Annotated in this window: 15 protein-coding genes; 9 read left to right on the top strand and 6 right to left on the bottom strand. The window is 62.6% G+C overall.

What is annotated here, in order from left to right; genetic code table 11:
- Nucleotides 1-26: 26 nt before the first annotated feature.
- Complete coding sequence (locus C5F71_RS22925; RefSeq protein ID WP_104912009.1) at nucleotides 27-785, bottom strand: thioesterase II family protein; 759 nt, start codon at nucleotides 783-785, stop codon at nucleotides 27-29.
- Between the two features lie 311 nt (nucleotides 786-1,096).
- On the opposite strand from C5F71_RS22925, the gene C5F71_RS22915 reads away from it, so the two are divergent.
- Complete coding sequence (locus C5F71_RS22915; protein WP_029298131.1) at nucleotides 1,097-1,648, top strand: RNA polymerase factor sigma-70; 552 nt, start codon at nucleotides 1,097-1,099, stop codon at nucleotides 1,646-1,648.
- 88 nt (nucleotides 1,649-1,736) lie between these two features.
- On the opposite strand, the gene C5F71_RS22910 is transcribed toward C5F71_RS22915, so the two are convergent.
- The 3 genes from C5F71_RS22910 to C5F71_RS22900 all read right to left on the bottom strand — a co-directional run bounded on the left by C5F71_RS22910 (nucleotide 1,737) and on the right by C5F71_RS22900 (nucleotide 4,351).
- On the bottom strand, nucleotides 1,737-2,750 hold the full coding sequence (locus C5F71_RS22910) for a GNAT family N-acetyltransferase (RefSeq protein ID WP_104912008.1): 1,014 nt from the start codon (nucleotides 2,748-2,750) through the stop codon (nucleotides 1,737-1,739).
- Between the two features lie 81 nt (nucleotides 2,751-2,831).
- The gene (locus C5F71_RS22905; protein ID WP_092235307.1) at nucleotides 2,832-3,629 is read right to left on the bottom strand and encodes an ABC transporter substrate-binding protein; all 798 of its coding nucleotides are present in this window, start codon (nucleotides 3,627-3,629) and stop codon (nucleotides 2,832-2,834) included.
- A gap of 98 nt (nucleotides 3,630-3,727) precedes the next feature.
- Nucleotides 3,728-4,351 (bottom strand): TetR/AcrR family transcriptional regulator, encoded by a 624-nt coding sequence (locus C5F71_RS22900; protein WP_070995948.1) that lies wholly within the window; start codon nucleotides 4,349-4,351, stop codon nucleotides 3,728-3,730.
- 157 nt (nucleotides 4,352-4,508) lie between these two features.
- On the opposite strand from C5F71_RS22900, the gene C5F71_RS22895 reads away from it, so the two are divergent.
- The 8 genes from C5F71_RS22895 to C5F71_RS22860 all read left to right on the top strand — a co-directional run bounded on the left by C5F71_RS22895 (nucleotide 4,509) and on the right by C5F71_RS22860 (nucleotide 14,138).
- Nucleotides 4,509-6,287, top strand: a complete 1,779-nt coding sequence (locus C5F71_RS22895; protein WP_104912007.1) for an acyclic terpene utilization AtuA family protein — start codon at nucleotides 4,509-4,511, stop codon at nucleotides 6,285-6,287.
- 12 nt (nucleotides 6,288-6,299) lie between these two features.
- Nucleotides 6,300-7,172, top strand: coding sequence for an SDR family oxidoreductase (locus C5F71_RS22890; protein WP_104912006.1), 873 nt, complete (start codon nucleotides 6,300-6,302; stop codon nucleotides 7,170-7,172).
- A 3-nt stretch (nucleotides 7,173-7,175) separates the two neighbouring features.
- Nucleotides 7,176-8,792 carry a geranyl-CoA carboxylase subunit beta gene (atuC, locus tag C5F71_RS22885; RefSeq protein ID WP_104912005.1) on the top strand — a complete coding sequence of 539 codons (1,617 nt, stop codon included), beginning with the start codon at nucleotides 7,176-7,178 and terminating at the stop codon, nucleotides 8,790-8,792.
- 20 nt (nucleotides 8,793-8,812) lie between these two features.
- Nucleotides 8,813-9,970: a citronellyl-CoA dehydrogenase gene (gene atuD / locus C5F71_RS22880; protein WP_070995952.1), complete on the top strand. Its 1,158-nt coding sequence runs from the start codon at nucleotides 8,813-8,815 to the stop codon at nucleotides 9,968-9,970.
- Nucleotides 9,967-10,749 (top strand): enoyl-CoA hydratase/isomerase family protein, encoded by a 783-nt coding sequence (locus C5F71_RS22875; RefSeq protein ID WP_029298114.1) that lies wholly within the window; start codon nucleotides 9,967-9,969, stop codon nucleotides 10,747-10,749. The genes atuD and C5F71_RS22875 overlap by 4 nt, the downstream gene beginning before the upstream one ends.
- Nucleotides 10,750-11,257: 508 nt before the next feature.
- Complete coding sequence (locus C5F71_RS22870) at nucleotides 11,258-13,192, top strand: acetyl/propionyl/methylcrotonyl-CoA carboxylase subunit alpha (RefSeq protein WP_104912004.1); 1,935 nt, start codon at nucleotides 11,258-11,260, stop codon at nucleotides 13,190-13,192.
- Nucleotides 13,193-13,262: 70 nt separating this feature from the next.
- Nucleotides 13,263-13,805, top strand: a complete 543-nt coding sequence (locus C5F71_RS22865) for an exonuclease domain-containing protein (RefSeq protein WP_029298111.1) — start codon at nucleotides 13,263-13,265, stop codon at nucleotides 13,803-13,805.
- Between the two features lie 48 nt (nucleotides 13,806-13,853).
- Nucleotides 13,854-14,138, top strand: coding sequence for a pyrimidine/purine nucleoside phosphorylase (locus C5F71_RS22860; protein WP_029298108.1), 285 nt, complete (start codon nucleotides 13,854-13,856; stop codon nucleotides 14,136-14,138).
- A 63-nt stretch (nucleotides 14,139-14,201) separates the two neighbouring features.
- On the opposite strand, the gene C5F71_RS22855 is transcribed toward C5F71_RS22860, so the two are convergent.
- Together C5F71_RS22855 and C5F71_RS22850 are read right to left on the bottom strand one after the other, a co-directional pair.
- Nucleotides 14,202-15,008, bottom strand: coding sequence for an MOSC domain-containing protein (locus C5F71_RS22855; protein ID WP_104912003.1), 807 nt, complete (start codon nucleotides 15,006-15,008; stop codon nucleotides 14,202-14,204).
- A 111-nt stretch (nucleotides 15,009-15,119) separates the two neighbouring features.
- Nucleotides 15,120-16,055, bottom strand: coding sequence for a chemotaxis protein CheV (locus C5F71_RS22850; RefSeq protein WP_029298105.1), 936 nt, complete (start codon nucleotides 16,053-16,055; stop codon nucleotides 15,120-15,122).
- Nucleotides 16,056-16,286 lie beyond the last annotated feature (231 nt).

The raw sequence follows: 16,286 nt of genomic DNA, 5'->3' as shown, positions 1-16,286 counted from the left end.
GAGGGCGTGGGCGCGCGGCGGCGGGTTCAGCCGGTCGCCAGGGCCGCCCGCCGGGCAGCGCCATGGCGCCAGCGGGTCAAATGTTCGTCGGCATAGCGCCGCACGCAGCGCAACAGCGAGCTTTGCTGCTGCACCAGGTAGAAGTGATGCCCCTCGAACATGTCCAGGGAGAAACCGCTGGCGGTGTCTTCCTGCCAGTCGAGCAACTCGTCGGCGCGCACGTCGTCCTGCTTGCCGCCGAACACATGGATCGGCATCGACAGCGGCTCGCGCTCGCCGTAGTGGAAGCTGCCGCACAAGAGGAAGTCGGCGCGCAGGATCGGCAGCGCCAACTGCATCAATTCACGGTTGGCCAGAGCGTCTTCGGGAGTGCCCTTGAGCGTGCGCAGGCGGTCGATCAACTGGGTGTCGTCTTTTTCCACGGCGTACTCGCTGACGTCGCGCCGCGCCGGGCCGGCGGTGGCCGAGGCAAACAGCGCCAGGGGCGCAGGCAGCCCGCGTTCACGCAGGGCATGGGCCAGCTCGAACGCCAGCAAGCCACCGAGGCTGTGGCCAAACAAGGCGTAGGGGCCGTCGAGTTCGGCACTGATCTCGCCAGCCAATTGCGCGGCGAGCACCTTGATATCGCGCTGCAAGGGTTCGTCCATGCGCATGCCACGCCCCGGTAGCTCCAGTGGGCGCACCTGCAACCACTCGGGTAACGCCCGACGCCAGCGGCTGTAGAACATGGCGCTGGCGCCCGAATAGGGCAGGCAAAACAGGCGCAAGCGGGTCGACGTGCTCATCTCAGACCACCCCTGCCTGGAACGCTGGGTTCTCGCGATACAAACGCATGTCGTCCTCCTCCGGGTGCAAATCCATGGCCGGCGTGTTGGCTGGCCTGTCACCAATGAGAACGGATGGCACGGCAAAATAATTAGTCGCCAGGCCAGGGCCCGCGCACAAAGAGATGCACCTCACAGTTTGCATTTCGGTATAAGATTAGTTCCACTTCTCATTTGACAATCATTATCATTAAGAATAATTTGTTGCCCGATGTGTAGGAGGCCTCAGCAGGGATGCCCTCCACTAACCTTATTGCAGCAAGGTGATTTCCATGACGGAACAAGTATCCACAAGCAGGTGCGATTCACCGTTACTCCAGGCGTTTGTCGATAATCGACTGATCCTGGTCAAGATCGCGGCGCGCATTACCGGCTGCCGTTCCCGCGCCGAAGACGTGGTGCAGGACGCCTACTTCAGACTGCAATCGGCACCGCAGATCACCTCATCGTTCAAGGCGCAACTGAGCTACCTGTTCCAGATCGTGCGCAACCTGGCTATCGACCACTACCGTAAACAGGCCCTGGAACTGAAGTACTCCGGGACGGAAGAGGAAGGCTTGAATGTGGTTATTCATGGCGCTTCACCGGAAACCTCGCACATCAATTTTTCCACCCTGGAAAACATCGCCGACGCCCTGACCGAACTGCCCCAGCGCACGCGCTACGCCTTCGAGATGTACCGCCTGCATGGCGTGCCGCAAAAGGACATTGCCAAGGAACTGGGCGTGTCGCCGACCCTGGTCAACTTCATGATCCGCGATGCACTGGTGCACTGCCGCAAGGTTTCGGGGACCCATAGCGATACCTTTGCCCGACGTGTCTGAGCACCACTCAATTGCAATCACGGGTGAGCTTGTGTGGGAGCGGGCACGCCCGTTCCCACAACATTTGATATTCGTTGCCCTGTAGCCCTCAGACCAACCCACACCGCTCAAAAAACCGCTCCCGCCCCAGGATCATCAGCGCCGCACGCTTGTGGGGGAAATCGAATTCCTTCTCGCAGTGGAAACACTGGTTGTGCATATGGCCGATCATCCTCGCGTTGTCAGCCCGCGGCTCCGCCACCACCCGCTGGGTGCGCGGGTCGTCGAGGAACAAGTAGTGCACCAACGCCGACAGCCAACTGGCGACCTTGTGCGGCCCACGGTGATGCTCCTCCCCCACCAGCATATGGATACCGCGATCGTAGTCGTCCACCTCATAGAACGGCGCGATGCGATCCTCCTTGGCCCAATACGCCTCGAAATAGGCAAAGGGCTCATCGTCGATACAGCCGATCAACGTCAAGGTATGCGGGTCGGCTGCAAGCTTGTGCAGATAGTCACGATGCTGCTCCAGGCTGCCGCTTTCCTGCCAGAAGTTGGCGACCCGCGCGCTGTTCTGCCAGCGATTGAAGCGCGCCAGGTCCACATCGATCTCCAGCGTGCGCAGTGAGATCCAGGCGCCCAGGCGCGCATCGAAACGTCGATAGACTTCGCCGCACGGCTTGGGCGCACGCAGGGGATGGCGCTTGCCAGTGCTGATGACCATTTGCTGCGGGTAAACGCCACTCGACTCCTGGCCCAGCCACGGCTGCGGCAATTGCCAGAACAGGGTGCGTTCGCAACGAAATTGCCCCGCCACCTGCGTGGCCAGCAGCAGACCGCTGCGCAGGGCCTCGTCCGGGGCGTGCTCAAGATGCCAGGCCAACTGCTGGCGCTCGGGCTCGCGGGCAAACAGCCAATAAGCTGCTGCCCACAAAGCCTGCACTGACGGCACCTCGCCTGGGTTTTGCAAGTGCAGGTGCAATGCTTCGCCACGCTCCAGGCGCAGGTGCACCAGGGGCTGGCCGGCGACGGTCAGGGTCAGGCGCCCGTCACTTTCGTCTGCGTTAAGGGCGGGCCCTGCCGGGAGTGGCAGGACTGACAAGTCTTGGGGATTGGGCATAGAGGGCGCTCACGATAATCGTCGACAGTTAGTCGAAGTGACGTGAACCAGCCACAAAAATTTAAGCCGGCAGTTCCCGGATCACCGCGCGTCGGGCACCGCCAGCACCTCAATGCGGTACGGCTCGAAGATCTTCAACAGCTCGCCGCTGTCGCGCAGGCCCTTGAGCAATGCGGCAAACGCCGGGCCACTGATCGCAGCCTTGGGCCGCAGCAACGCGTAGTGGTGGTAGACCTGATCGATGCGCTCCGACACCAGGAACTGCCCGGCCGTGTCCGCATTGCGCACCATGAAGTCACTGAGGTAGGAGCGCGTCACCAGGGCGATATCGGCCCGGCCACGCGTCACCATCAGCAAGTTACTGTCATGGGAATAGGTCAACGTGGCGTTGAACTGCGCAGCCATGTACTTGGGGTCGGGGTTGAAGTTGGCAAAGGCGTAGTGATAACCGCTGAACACCGCCAGGCGCTTGCCCTTGAGGTCGGCGAAATATGCCTGGTCGCGACCGGGCTGGCGCTGGGCGACGAAAATCTCGGCGTCCTCCAGGCCCATGTCGACGCTGGTATGGGGAATATCCTGCCAGCCCCATTGCGGGTTCTCGAAAATGGCCATGTCGATCCGGCCCTGCTCGAAATCGCGAAAACGTCGGGGGATGGAGGTTGGTACCAGCACGAACTGGTACTCGGTCTGCGTACGGTTCAGCGCCTCCAGCAGTTGCGGTAGCAAACCGGTGTCGGCGCCCTGCTCCGGGCGCACGGTGTACGGTGGAAAATGCGCGGCACCGATCCGGACCAATTGGGCCGCCGAAACCTGCGCCTGCCACAAGGTGCCCATTGCCAATACTGTAAGTCCTGCAGCCAGCTGCAATGGCGAAAACATCAGGCGTGCACCGTTCAAAATCTGGATCTCGCTAAGCTAGGCGTTTTTGTCTGGGGAGACAACTTTCTACCCGACAATAAATGGCCTGTGCGCCACGCCTAATCGGCCTTGAGTACCAGCAGCAACGCTTCATCGGCCAATTGCTCGAGGGTCATGCTGCCCTGGGCGCGGAACCACGTCGTGGTCCAGGACAACGCCCCGGTCAGGAAACGCCGGGTGATAAACACATCGCCCTTGATATAACCGGCCTGCTTGGCCTCGCCCAGCACCTGCAGCCAGATCTCCTCATACACATCCCGCAGCGCCAGCACTTGGGCCTGGCCTTCTGCCGACAGCGAGCGCCATTCATACACCAGCACCGCCATGGCTTCGCCGCTGCCGCCCATGATCGACTGCAACTCGCAGCGAATCAGGGCCAACACCCGCTCGCGCACGTTGCTCGCCTCGGCCAGGGAGGCACGCATCATCGCGGTGTTGTAGTGGATGGTTTCTTCCATCACCGCCCGCAGGATTTCGTCCTTGCTCTTGAAGTGGTGAAAGATGCTGCCGGACTGAATCCCCACGGCACTGGCCAGGTCACGCACGGTGGTGCGTTCAAAGCCCTTGTTGCGAAACAAGTGAGCCGCGGTCTGCAGCAGCTTGCCCCGGGCGCTGTCGGGGTCGGTCAGTTGCCCGCCGTCCACCATGGTGCGCATCACCTCCAGGGCTTTTTGCTCATCCATGCTGCTCTCCTCAACTACTTTGATTGCGTCATGGCCGGCAATTTAGGCCGTGACAGCCACCCAAGCAAGCGCTTGGGCAAAAGTTATGACCAGAGTTTACAAACCAAGCGCTTGCTTGGTAGTCTCGACCCAGCGATTTTCCAGAGAAGGACTTCCCATGGACAAGACCGTTCGTATCGGCTGCGCCAGTGCATTCTGGGGCGACACCTGCACCGCCGCCGCGCAGTTGGTGCAAGGCGGCGCGCTGGATTACCTGGTGTTCGACTACCTGGCGGAAGTCACCATGTCGATTCTGGCCGGCGCGCGAATGAAAGATCCCCAGGCCGGCTACGCCATTGATTTCGTCGAAGTGCTGGCGCCCTTGCTCGGCGATATCCAGCGCCAGGGCATCCGCGTGATCAGCAACGCCGGCGGCATCCACCCCCAGGCCTGCGCCGCGGCATTGCAGGCTGCCTGCGACCAGGCCCGGGTGCCATTGAAAATCGCCGTGGTGCTGGGCGATGACCTGCAACCACAGTTCAAGCAACTGCAGGGCGTCAGCGACATGTTCAGCGGCGCGCCTTTACCGGCGATGTGCGTGTCCACCAATGCCTACCTCGGCGCACCGGGCATCGTCCAGGCCCTGCAACTGGGCGCCGATATCGTCATCACCGGGCGCGTGGTGGACAGCGCAGTGGTCAGCGCGGCCCTGGTGCATGAGTTCAACTGGTCGTGGCAGGACTACGACCGCCTGGCCCAGGCCGCACTGGCCGGGCATATCATCGAATGTGGCGCGCAGTGCACCGGCGGCAATTTCACCGATTGGCGCGAGGTACCGGACTACGAGCACATCGGCTTCCCGATTGTCGAAGTCAGCGCCGACGGCCAATTCACCGTGAGCAAAGCACCGGGCACAGGCGGCCTGATCAGCGAACTGAGCGTCGCCGAACAACTGCTGTACGAAATCGGCAACCCACGGGCCTATCTGCTGCCGGATGTGATTTGCGACTTCAGCCAGGTCACGCTGCAGCAGCAAGGCGAAAACCGCGTGCGCCTGCACGGCGCCAAAGGGCAGGCACCGACCGACCAGTACAAAGTCAGTGCCACCTACCCCGACGGTTTTCGCTGCACCGCCAGTTGCCTGCTGGCCGGCATCGATGCGCGGGCCAAGGCCGAACGGGTCAGCCAGGCGATCATCAACAAGACTGCCGAGCTGTTCAGCCAGCGCGGCTGGGCGCCCTACACCGAGGTCAATATTGAATTGCTCGGCAGCGAAGCCACCTACGGCACCCACGCCCGGCGCGAGGACTGCCGCGAGGTGGTGCTCAAGCTGGCGGTGCGTCACCCAAGCAAACAGGCACTGGTGCTGTTCGCCCGGGAAATCGCCCAGGCCGCCACCGGTATGGCGCCGGGGCTGACTGGCATTGTCGGTGGCCGGCCCACCGTGTATCCGCTGATCCGCCTGTTTTCATTCCTGATTGATAAGCGCGCCTGCAGCCTGAGCGTCGACTTCCAAGGGCAGTCCTACCCCTGCGAACTGCCGGCCACGGCCGCCTTAGGCACACCCCACGCCCCCCTCGACCCGCCCCGGCCCGAAGGCCGCGCCGATGCCAGCGTGCCGCTGGTCAAACTGGCCGTGGCGCGCTCCGGTGACAAGGGCAATCACAGCAATATCGGCGTGATCGCGCGCCGGCCCGACTACTTGCCGTGGATCGCCGAAGCGTTGACGCCCGAGGTGATCGTCGACTGGATGAGCCACGTCCTCGACCCACTGCACGGGCGCGTAGAGCGCTGGTATCTGCCCGGCAGCCACAGCCTTAACTTCCTCCTGGAGAATGCCCTGGGCGGCGGCGGTATCGCCAGCCTGCGCATCGACCCCCAGGGCAAGGCCTTCGCCCAGCAGTTGCTGGAAATACCGATTGCCGTGCCCCGCCACCTCGCTGATCAACTCAACTAAGGGACTCTCGCCGTGGCCTTCGACTCGATCTTCAAAGCCGACCTGTTCCAGGGGCAGACCATTATCGTCACCGGCGGCGGCAGTGGCATCGGCCGCTGCACCGCCCATGAACTGGCAGCCCTCGGCGCCCATGTGGTGCTGGTGGGGCGCAAGCCGGAAAAACTGCAAGGTGTCGCCCAGGAAATCAGCGATGACGGCGGCCGCGCCAGCTGGCAGGCCTGCGATATTCGCGATGAAGAAGCGGTCAAGGCGCTGGTCAGCCAGATTATCGAGACGCACGGCCCGATCCACGGTCTGGTGAACAATGCTGGCGGCCAATACCCGTCACCCCTGGCGTCGATCAATCAAAAAGGTTTTGAAACCGTACTGCGCACCAACCTGGTGGGCGGTTTCCTGGTGGCGCGTGAGGTGTTCAACCAATCCATGAGCAAGCACGGCGGCGCCATCGTCAACATGCTGGCCGATATGTGGGGCGGCATGCCCGGCATGGGCCACTCCGGCGCGGCGCGCTCGGGGATGGACAACTTCACCAAGACCGCCGCGTTCGAGTGGGGCTACGCCGGGGTGCGGGTCAATGCTGTGGCGCCAGGCTGGATCGCCTCCAGTGGCATGGACACCTACGAAGGCGCGTTCAAGGCGGTGATCCCGACCCTGCGCGAGCATGTGCCGCTCAAGCGCATCGGCACTGAATCGGAAGTCAGCGCGGCGATTGTGTTCCTGCTCAGCCCCGCCGCCGCGTTCGTCAGCGGCAGCACCCTGCGCATCGACGGCGCCGCCAGCCTGGGCAGCCGCGCCTGGCCGCTGCACAAGGCGCAGGCGCCGAGCCCGTCCTTCAATGGTTTTCACCGCGCCTACCTGCCGGATGTACTCAAGGAGGGCCAATAAACCATGCCGATCATCGACTCCCAACTCGACGCCCACAGCCCGCAGTTCGCGCAGAACCGCGAGGCCATGCTCACGGCCATCAACCACCTGCGCCAACTGGAACAGAACCTGTTGGACAAGGCCACCGAGGCCAAGGGCAAGTTCGACAAGCGCGGCCAACTGCTGCCCCGCGAACGCCTGAACCTGTTGCTTGACCCCGGTGCGCCCTTCCTCGAACTGGCAAGCCTGGCCGGCTACAAATTGCACGATGACAAGGACGGCAGCGCGGCCGGTGGCGGCTTGATTGCCGGTATCGGTTACGTCAGCGGCGTGCGCATGCTGGTGGTGGCCAATAACAGTGCGATCAAGGGCGGGACGATCTCGCCGTCGGGCTTGAAAAAATCCCTGCGCCTGCAACAGATCGCCATGGAGAACAAACTGCCGGTGGTGACCCTGGCCGAAAGCGGCGGCGCCAACCTGAATTACGCAGCAGAGATTTTCGTCGAAGGCGCACGCAGCTTTGCCAACCAGGCGCGGATGTCGGCCATGGGCCTGCCACAGATCACCGTAGTCCACGGCTCGGCCACCGCTGGCGGTGCCTATCAACCGGGACTTTCGGATTACGTGGTGGTGGTGCGCGGCAAGGCCAAGCTGTTTCTGGCCGGCCCACCGCTGCTCAAGGCCGCCACCGGCGAAGTGGCGACCGATGAAGAACTGGGCGGCGCCCAGATGCATGCGCAAACCGCCGGCACCGCCGAATACCTTGCCGAAAATGACGCCGATGGCGTGCGCATCGTGCGCGAGATTGTCAGCCTGTTGCCGTGGGACGACCGGTTGCCGCCTGCACCGGCGCGGGCCTACGCCGAGCCGCTGTACCCGATTGACGAGCTGCTGGGGCTGATCCCCGACGACCCGAAAAAACCCTACGACGCACGGGAAATCATCGCGCGCATCGCCGACGGCTCCAACTTCCTCGAATTCAAGGGCGAGTACGATCCCCACACCGTCTGCGGCCACTTGCAGATCCAGGGCCGCGCCTGCGGGTTTATCGGCAACAACGGCCCGATCACCCCCAAGGGCGCGAGCAAGGCCGCGCAATTTATCCAGTTGTGCGACCAGAGCCAGACGCCGCTGCTGTTCTTTCACAACACCACCGGTTTTATGGTCGGTACCGAATCCGAACAACAAGGGGTGATCAAGCACGGCGCGAAGATGATCCAGGCGGTGGCCAATGCCCGCGTGCCCAAGCTGACTGTGGTGGTCGGCGGTTCCTATGGCGCCGGCAACTATGCGATGTGCGGCCGGGGCCTGGACCCGCGCTTTATCTTCGCCTGGCCCAACAGCCGCACCGCCGTGATGGGCGGCGCCCAGGCCGGCAAAGTGCTGCGCATTGTCACCGAGGCCAAGCAATTGAAAGACGGCCTGGTGCCCGACCCCAAGGTGCTCGACATGCTCGAACAGGTCACCGCACAGAAACTCGATAGCCAGTCCACGGCCCTGTATGGCAGCGCCAACCTGTGGGATGACGGGCTGATTGACCCACGGCACACCCGCACTTTGCTGGGTTACCTGCTGGATATCTGCCAAGAAGCTCAGGTGCGCCAATTGCAACCCAACAGCTTCGGCGCCGCGCGCTTTTAACGATCAGGAGAACAATAAAAATGATCTTCACCCAGGAACACGAAGAGCTGCGTCGTACCGTACGGGCTTTTGTCGACCGCGAGATCAACCCCCATGTCGACGCATGGGAAAAAGCCGGGCGCTTCCCCATCCACGAAATTTTCCGCAAGGCCGGCGACCTGGGCCTGCTGGGCATTTCCAAGCCGGAGAAGTTCGGCGGCATGGGCCTGGACTACAGCTACTCGATAGTCGCCGCCGAAGAGTTCGGCACCATCCGCTGCGGCGGCATCCCGATGTCCATCGGCGTGCAGACCGATATGTGTACCCCGGCCCTGGCGCGTTTTGGCTCCGATGAGCTGCGCGAGGAGTTCCTGCGCCCAGCTATCAGCGGCGAACAAGTGGGCTGCATTGGCGTCTCGGAAACCGGCGCCGGCTCCGACGTGGCCGGCTTGAAAACCCACGCACGCAAGGATGGCGACGACTACGTGATCAACGGCAGCAAAATGTGGATCACCAACTCCCCCAGTGCCGACTTTATCTGCCTGCTGGCCAACACCTCGGACGGCAAGCCCCATATCAACAAGTCACTGATCATGGTGCCGATGAACACCCCCGGCATCAGCGTCAGCCCGCCCCTGGAAAAACTCGGCATGCATAGCTCGGAAACCGCCCAGGTGTTTTTCGATGATGTGCGCGTGCCCCAGCGCAATCGCATCGGCCATGAAGGTGCGGGGTTCATGATGCAAATGCTGCAATTCCAGGAAGAACGGCTGTTTGGCGCGGCCAATATGATCAAGGGCCTGGAATCGTGCATCGACAGCACCATCGCCTACTGCAAGGAGCGCCAGACCTTCGGCAAGGCCTTGATCGACAACCAGGTGATCCACTTCCGCCTGGCCGAACTGGCCACGGAGATCGAATGCCTGCGCGCGCTGGTCTACCAGGCCACCGAGCAATACATCAAGGGCCAGGACGTGACGCGGCTGGCCTCGATGGCCAAGCTCAAGGCCGGGCGCCTGGGCCGCGAAGTCAGCGACAGTTGCCTGCAATACTGGGGTGGCATGGGCTTTATGTGGGACAACCCGGTGGCCCGCGCCTATCGCGATGTGCGCCTGGTGTCGATTGGCGGCGGCGCCGACGAGATCATGCTGGGGATCATCTGCAAATTGATGGGCACGCTGCCGGGGAAAAAGTCGTGAGCGCCTGCGAAACCCTGCTGCTGGAACCGCACAACGGCGTGCTGCACATCACCCTCAATCGCCCACAGAACCGCAATGCCATGAGCTTGCAGATGGTCAGCGAACTGCGCACGGTGCTGGCAGATGTGGCGCGTGACGACCACGTGCGGGCATTGGTGATCAGCGGCGCTGGCGGGCACTTCTGTGCGGGCGGCGATGTGAAGGACATGAGCCGCGCGGGCAGCCGCGAGGGCTTGCGTGATTTGAACCGGGTGTTTGGCGCGCTGCTGCAGGAAGTCGAAGCGCTGCCGCAGGTGGTGATCGTGGTGCTGCAGGGCGCGGTGTTGGGCGGTGGGTTTGGCCTGGCGTGTGTCAGCGACATCGCGATTGCCGATCACCAGGCACAGTTCGGCTTGCCGGAAACCAGCCTGGGTGTGCTGCCGGCGCAGATCGCGCCGTTTGTAGTGCGGCGTATCGGCCTGACCCAAGCCCGGCGCCTGGCGTTGACCGCGGCGCGGTTTGACGGGATCGAGGCGCAGCGCCTGGGGGTGGTGCATTTTGTCGAGCATGATCCCCAGGGATTGGCGCAGCGCCTGGATGAGGTGTTGGGCCAGGTGTTGCGCTGTGCCCCGCGCGCCAATGCCCGGACCAAGGCGTTGCTGCTCCAGAGCCTGGATCAGCCATTGGAACTGCTGCTGGATCAGGCTGCCGATTGGTTTGCCGAAGCAGTGACCGGGGAAGAAGGGATTGAAGGAACGCGGGCGTTTGTCGAGAAGCGCAAGGCCAGGTGGGTAATTTGATCTTGAAAACGCCCCACTCCCTGTAGGAGCTGGCTTGCCTGCTCCCACAAGGGCAGGCGCACGCTTAGACGATCAGGCCGGCTCTAAGGCCGCCTCGCTTTGCTTGTGATTTTGATCTTAGGCGCCCCGTTAAACCACGCTGGCCGCAATCCGATATTGATTTGGGGGGTAAACCGGCAGGACGCCGGTTTAGCCGCGCTGGGCCATGGATGGCCCATCGCGGCGGCCCCCCAAATCAATGTCGGATTACGGGCACACCGAGCCTAGGCGAGGTGCCGAGTGGTGGGGCAAGAGCGCTTTGGTTACTTTCGCGCTCTTCGAAAGTGACCCGCCGTCAGGGCGGAACCTTAAGTGGCCGTGACCGCAGCAACGGATATGTACACACACCAAGAAGATAGTTGTGTAGATACCTATGCTGCGATGCGGGCACCTCGACGTGATGCAATCGCAGGCAAGCCTGCTCCCACACAAGCCCACACCTGCGCAACCAATCAGACAGGGACCCACAATGCCCAGCTTCAATAAAATACTGATCGCCAACCGTGGCGAAATCGCCTGCCGTATCCAGCGCACCGCCCAAGCCCTGGGCTACCGCACCGTGGCCGTCTATAGCGAAGCCGACGCCAACGCCTTGCACGTGCAAATGGCCGACGAAGCGGTGAACATCGGCCCTGCCCCGGTGCAGCAGTCGTACCTGAACATCCCGGCCATCCTCGACGCCGCGCGCCTCACCGGTGCCGATGCGGTCCACCCCGGCTACGGCTTTCTCTCGGAAAACCCCGCGTTCGCCAAGGCCTGCATCGCCGCCGGCCTGGTATTTATCGGCCCCAGCGCCGACGCCATCGAATTGATGGGCAGCAAGCGCCTGTCGAAAATCGCCATGCTCGCCGCCGGTGTGCCGTGCATTGCCGGCTATCAGGGCAGCGCACAAGACGACGCTACCCTGCAACGCGAAGCCGAGCGCATCGGCTACCCGCTGATGATCAAGGCCAGTGCCGGCGGTGGCGGGCGCGGCATGCGCCTGGTGCACGCGCCCGAGCAACTGCTCGAACACTTGCATACCGCACGCTCCGAGGCGCTGAACGCCTTTGGCAGTGACGAACTGATCCTGGAGCAGGCACTTATCGCGCCGCGCCATGTGGAGATCCAACTGTTCGGCGATGCCCACGGCAACCTGATCTACCTGGGCGAACGTGATTGCTCGGTGCAGCGCCGCCATCAGAAGGTCATCGAAGAAGCGCCCTGCCCGGTCATGACCGCCGAGTTGCGCCAGGCCATGGGCGAAGCGGCGCTCAAGGCCGGGCGCGCGGTGGCGTATGTCGGCGCCGGCACCGTGGAGTTCCTGCTGGACCAGAGCGGGCGTTTCTACTTCCTGGAAATGAACACCCGCCTGCAGGTGGAACACCCGGTCACCGAACTGATCACCGGCCTGGACCTGGTGGATTGGCAACTGCAAGTCGCCGCCGGCCAGCCCCTGCCGTTGCGCCAGGAGCAAGTGACACTGACCGGGCATGCCATGGAGGTGCGCCTGTACGCCGAAGACCCGGCCCAAGGCTTCTTGCCCCAGACCGGCGAGGTGCTGCGCTGGGAACCGGCCGCCGGGGTGCGGGTCGACCATGGCTTGCAAGCCCCGCAGCGGATCAGCCCGTTCTACGACCCAATGCTGGGCAAAATCATCGCCCATGGCGCTACCCGCGAAGAGGCGCGGCGCAAGCTCCTGCGCGCGGTGCAGGACTGTGTGCTGCTGGGAGTTGCCAGTAACCAGCGGTTATTGGTGGACTTGCTCGGGCACCCGCAGTTCGTCGCGGCGGATTTCAGTACCGGGTTTATCGCCGAACACTTCAGTGATATTGCCCGCCCTCCCATCAGCGATGAACAACTGGCAGTGGCCGCCGCCCTGTTCTATCGACACAGCGCGGCACTGCATCGCCCGGCTCTGGCGAGCTGGCGCAACAATGCCAGCGTGCCCTGGACCTATCGCCTGAGCGTTGGGGAGCAGTGTCATGAGGTCAGCGCGCGGGTGGTGGCCGACGATCACCTGCAAATCGGCGACATCGCTATACACCTGCAAGGCAGTGACGGGCGCTGGGCCAGCCTGGTCATCAACGGTGTTCGGCGCCGGCTTGCCTATCACCTGCAAGGCACCCAGCTCTGGCTGTTAGACGCCGGTAGCAGCCTGTGCGTGAACAACCAGACGCAAACCGTGGCCAGTCGTGAGGCGCCGGCCAGCAGTGGCACGGTCAAGGCGCCAATGGACGGCGCGATTACCCTGGTGCAGGTGAGCGAAGGCGATGAGGTGCGCAAGGGCCAACTGCTGCTGGTGCTCGAGGCGATGAAAATGGAGCACCCGCTCAAGGCGGGTATCGACGGGGTGGTCAAGGCCATTCAAGTCAGCGCAGGCGATCAAGTACGCAATCGCCAGGTATTGCTGCAGATCGAATAGCCCTGGGCGGAACTACCAGGCTTGGCTACGCTCTATCCCCATCAGAAAGGGATGAGTACGGGAACCTGCGATGCCTCATTGGCTGATTATTGATCTTGAAGCCACAACGGATGAGGGCGGCTGGCCCGTGTCGGAGATGGAAATCATCGAAATCGGCGTGACCCTGGTCAACCGCCAGGGCCGCGAACTGGACCACTTCCAGCGCTTTGTGCGGCCTTTGCGCCGGCCGTTGCTGACGCCGTTCTGCCGCCAGTTGACGCACATCAGCCAGGCCAGTATCGACAGCGCGGCGCCTTTGACCGAGGTCTGGCCGCTGTTCGAACGCTGGCTGGGCCAGCACCATCCGCGCCTGGAAGGCTGGGCCAGTTGGGGCGACTACGACCGCCAGCAACTGGAACTGGAGTGGCAGCGCCATGGCTTGGCCAGCGTGCTGGGCCAGACGCCCCATGTGAACCTCAAGCAGCGCTTCGCCAAGGCCCGGCGCCTGGACAAGCCCCTGGGGCTCAATGGCGCGTTGCAACTGGCGGGCATGCAGTTCAACGGCCAGCAACATCGGGCCCTGGAGGATGCGCGTAATACGGCGCGTTTGCTGCCGTTGATTTTGCCCGTGTAGAAGGCATACTGGCCGACCTTTCCTAGCCCTTTTTCCGAGGATTCACCCATGTTCAAAGTCAATGAGTACTTCGACGGCACCGTCAAGTCGATCGCCTTCGGTACCACTGAAGGTCCAGCGACCATCGGCGTCATGGCCCCGGGTGAATACGAGTTCGGCACGGCCCAGCGTGAAATCATGCACGTGGTCTCGGGCGCACTGACCGTCAAGCTGCCAGGCAGCGACAGCTGGGAAACCTTCGCTGCGGGCAGCCAGTTCCATGTGCCTGCCGACAGCAAGTTCCAACTCAAGGTGGCCGTGGACACTGCCTACCTGTGCGAATACCGCGGCTAAGCCTTTACCCCGCGCAAAAAAATGCCCGTCTCTGTGAGACGGGCATTTTTTGTGGAGCCTGTTTTACTCCAGGATCGTCACTGGCATGCCGACTTCCAGGCGGCCAACCCCGTCATTGACCAGGTTCTGGCCGAACATTACGCCATCGGGTTCTTTACGGTAGGTTTCCAAGGTCGCCAGCGGCTGGCGGTCGGCGTTGCGCTCACCGGTCGCCGGGTCGATGGTGGTGAGGATGCAGCGGGAGCAGGACTTGACCACCCGAAACTCCACATCACCAATGCGCAGGCGCTTCCAGCCATCCTCGGCAAACGCCTCGCTGCCTTCAATCACCAAATTGGGGCGAAAGCGCAGCATTTCCATGGGCCGGCCGATGCGCTGCGACAGGTCGTCGAGGGATGCCTGGCCGATCAGCAACAAAGGGAAACCGTCAGCGAACGCGACCTGGTCATCATCCTTGCCATAGCCGGCCGCCGTGGTACGCGCACGCTCCAGGGGCACTTGCACCAGCCGGGTCGGCTTGCCGATAAAGTCGCTGACCCAGCGCGCAGCTTCATCGCCGGCATCGGGAACCCGCAAGGTGTCGCGCCAAATGGTGACACCGCGCAACTCAGCGTCAGCGCCGGGCAACGCCACGTCCAGGGTGGGTCGGCCGGCACCGCTCAAGGTCAGGCCACCGGTGGCATTCCAGAGTGCCGACAGCTGACTCATCTGCGCCACCATCCGCTGGGTCAGGAAACGCCCGCTGGCTTCATCCACCAACATCCAGCGTCGATCCCCGTCCAGCCCGAGTTTGTCCAGGCCGATATGGGTCAAGGTCTCTGCCTTGCCCGACTTCAAGGGGTACCGATACAACGCGCTGAGACGAAGCATGAGCCTGGGTTCCTGTGAACAAAAACGTCACCCTATACGAGCGCGCGGCCAGAATCAAAATATCCCTATGCATTGCAGGAGCCAGCTTGCCGGCTCCTACGGGGCTGGGGATCAGGCCGGGACTTCGTCCAGCATCAGGCGCTGGCGCACCACGTCCACCAATTTGTCGGGCTGGAATTTGGAAAGGAAGTTGTCGCAACCGACCTTTTTCACCATCGAATCGTTGAAGCTGCCGGACAACGAAGTGTGCAGCACCACATAGAGGTCACGCAGGCGTGGGTCGTTGCGGATCTCGGTGGTCAGGCGGTAGCCGTCCATCTCGGGCATTTCGGCATCGGTGAAGATCATCAACAGCTTGTCGGTCATCACCACGCCGGTGTCCGCCCAGGCCTTGAGCATGTTCAAGGCCTTGAGGCCGTCACTGGCGATATGCATCTTCACCCCCAGTTGCCCCAGGGTGTCGCGCAATTGCGACAAGGCTACATTGGAGTCATCTACCAGCAACACTTCGCGGCCACGGGCACGCTCGAGGACCGGGTCCTCGAGTTTTTCCCGGGAGACCTTGGCGTTGTAGGGCACGATCTCGGCGAGGACTTTTTCCACGTCGATGATTTCGACCAACTGCTCATCCACCTTGCTGATGGCCGTGAGGTAGTGCTGGCGGCCGGCGCTGGCCGGCGGCGGCAGGATCGACTCCCAGGTCATGTTGACGATGCGGTCGACCCCCCCCACGAGGAAGGCCTGTACCGAACGGTTGTACTCGGTAACGATAATGGTGCTGTTGGGCCCCGGTACCAGCGGACGCATGCCGATGGCCTGGGACAGGTCGATCACCGGCAGGGTCTGGCCGCGCAGGTTGACCACGCCACACACAAACGGGTGGCGCTGGGGCATCAGGGTCAGCTTGGGCAACTGCAGGACTTCTTGCACCTTGAACACGTTGATCGCGAACAACTGGCGCCCGGCCAGGCGAAACATGAGGATCTCCAGGCGATTCTCACCCACCAATTGCGTGCGTTGATCTACCGTGTCGAGAATGCCAGCCATTGAAGACTCCTGGGTGTGCTGAAAAGAATCGCTGCTTACTGGAGAAGGTTATCGGCAGCTCGCGCCAGACCTTGACCCTCGCTAAAATGCCACGCAAATGCATTGATGTCACACTGACATCATGCTTTACTGGTTTCACCTTACTGTCCGGTGGTCTGGCAACGCGCCGGGACCCTCAAACGGTCACAAGGTTCAGCCATGTAAGGGATTCCCCTAGTCGCAATCAGGTCC

This window comes from Pseudomonas sp. LG1D9, from assembly GCF_002949995.1.
Taxonomy (GTDB): Bacteria; Pseudomonadota; Gammaproteobacteria; order Pseudomonadales; family Pseudomonadaceae; genus Aquipseudomonas; species Aquipseudomonas proteolytica.
The sequence above is the reverse complement of the archived record's forward strand: the minus strand, read 5'-3'. Positions and strand labels throughout refer to the sequence as shown.

Excerpts from the sequence above, each read along its gene's own strand:
- C5F71_RS22925 (WP_104912009.1), bottom strand. The coding sequence starts at position 785 with ATGAGCACGTCGACCCGCTTGCGCCTGTTTTGCCTGCCCTATTCGGGC.
- C5F71_RS22915 (WP_029298131.1), top strand. The coding sequence starts at position 1,097 with ATGACGGAACAAGTATCCACAAGCAGGTGCGATTCACCGTTACTCCAG.
- C5F71_RS22910 (WP_104912008.1), bottom strand. The coding sequence starts at position 2,750 with ATGCCCAATCCCCAAGACTTGTCAGTCCTGCCACTCCCGGCAGGGCCC.
- C5F71_RS22905 (WP_092235307.1), bottom strand. The coding sequence starts at position 3,629 with ATGTTTTCGCCATTGCAGCTGGCTGCAGGACTTACAGTATTGGCAATG.
- C5F71_RS22900 (WP_070995948.1), bottom strand. The coding sequence starts at position 4,351 with ATGGATGAGCAAAAAGCCCTGGAGGTGATGCGCACCATGGTGGACGGC.
- C5F71_RS22895 (WP_104912007.1), top strand. The coding sequence starts at position 4,509 with ATGGACAAGACCGTTCGTATCGGCTGCGCCAGTGCATTCTGGGGCGAC.
- atuC (WP_104912005.1), top strand. The coding sequence starts at position 7,176 with ATGCCGATCATCGACTCCCAACTCGACGCCCACAGCCCGCAGTTCGCG.
- atuD (WP_070995952.1), top strand. The coding sequence starts at position 8,813 with ATGATCTTCACCCAGGAACACGAAGAGCTGCGTCGTACCGTACGGGCT.
- C5F71_RS22870 (WP_104912004.1), top strand. The coding sequence starts at position 11,258 with ATGCCCAGCTTCAATAAAATACTGATCGCCAACCGTGGCGAAATCGCC.
- C5F71_RS22865 (WP_029298111.1), top strand. The coding sequence starts at position 13,263 with ATGCCTCATTGGCTGATTATTGATCTTGAAGCCACAACGGATGAGGGC.
- C5F71_RS22860 (WP_029298108.1), top strand. The coding sequence starts at position 13,854 with ATGTTCAAAGTCAATGAGTACTTCGACGGCACCGTCAAGTCGATCGCC.
- C5F71_RS22855 (WP_104912003.1), bottom strand. The coding sequence starts at position 15,008 with ATGCTTCGTCTCAGCGCGTTGTATCGGTACCCCTTGAAGTCGGGCAAG.
- C5F71_RS22850 (WP_029298105.1), bottom strand. The coding sequence starts at position 16,055 with ATGGCTGGCATTCTCGACACGGTAGATCAACGCACGCAATTGGTGGGT.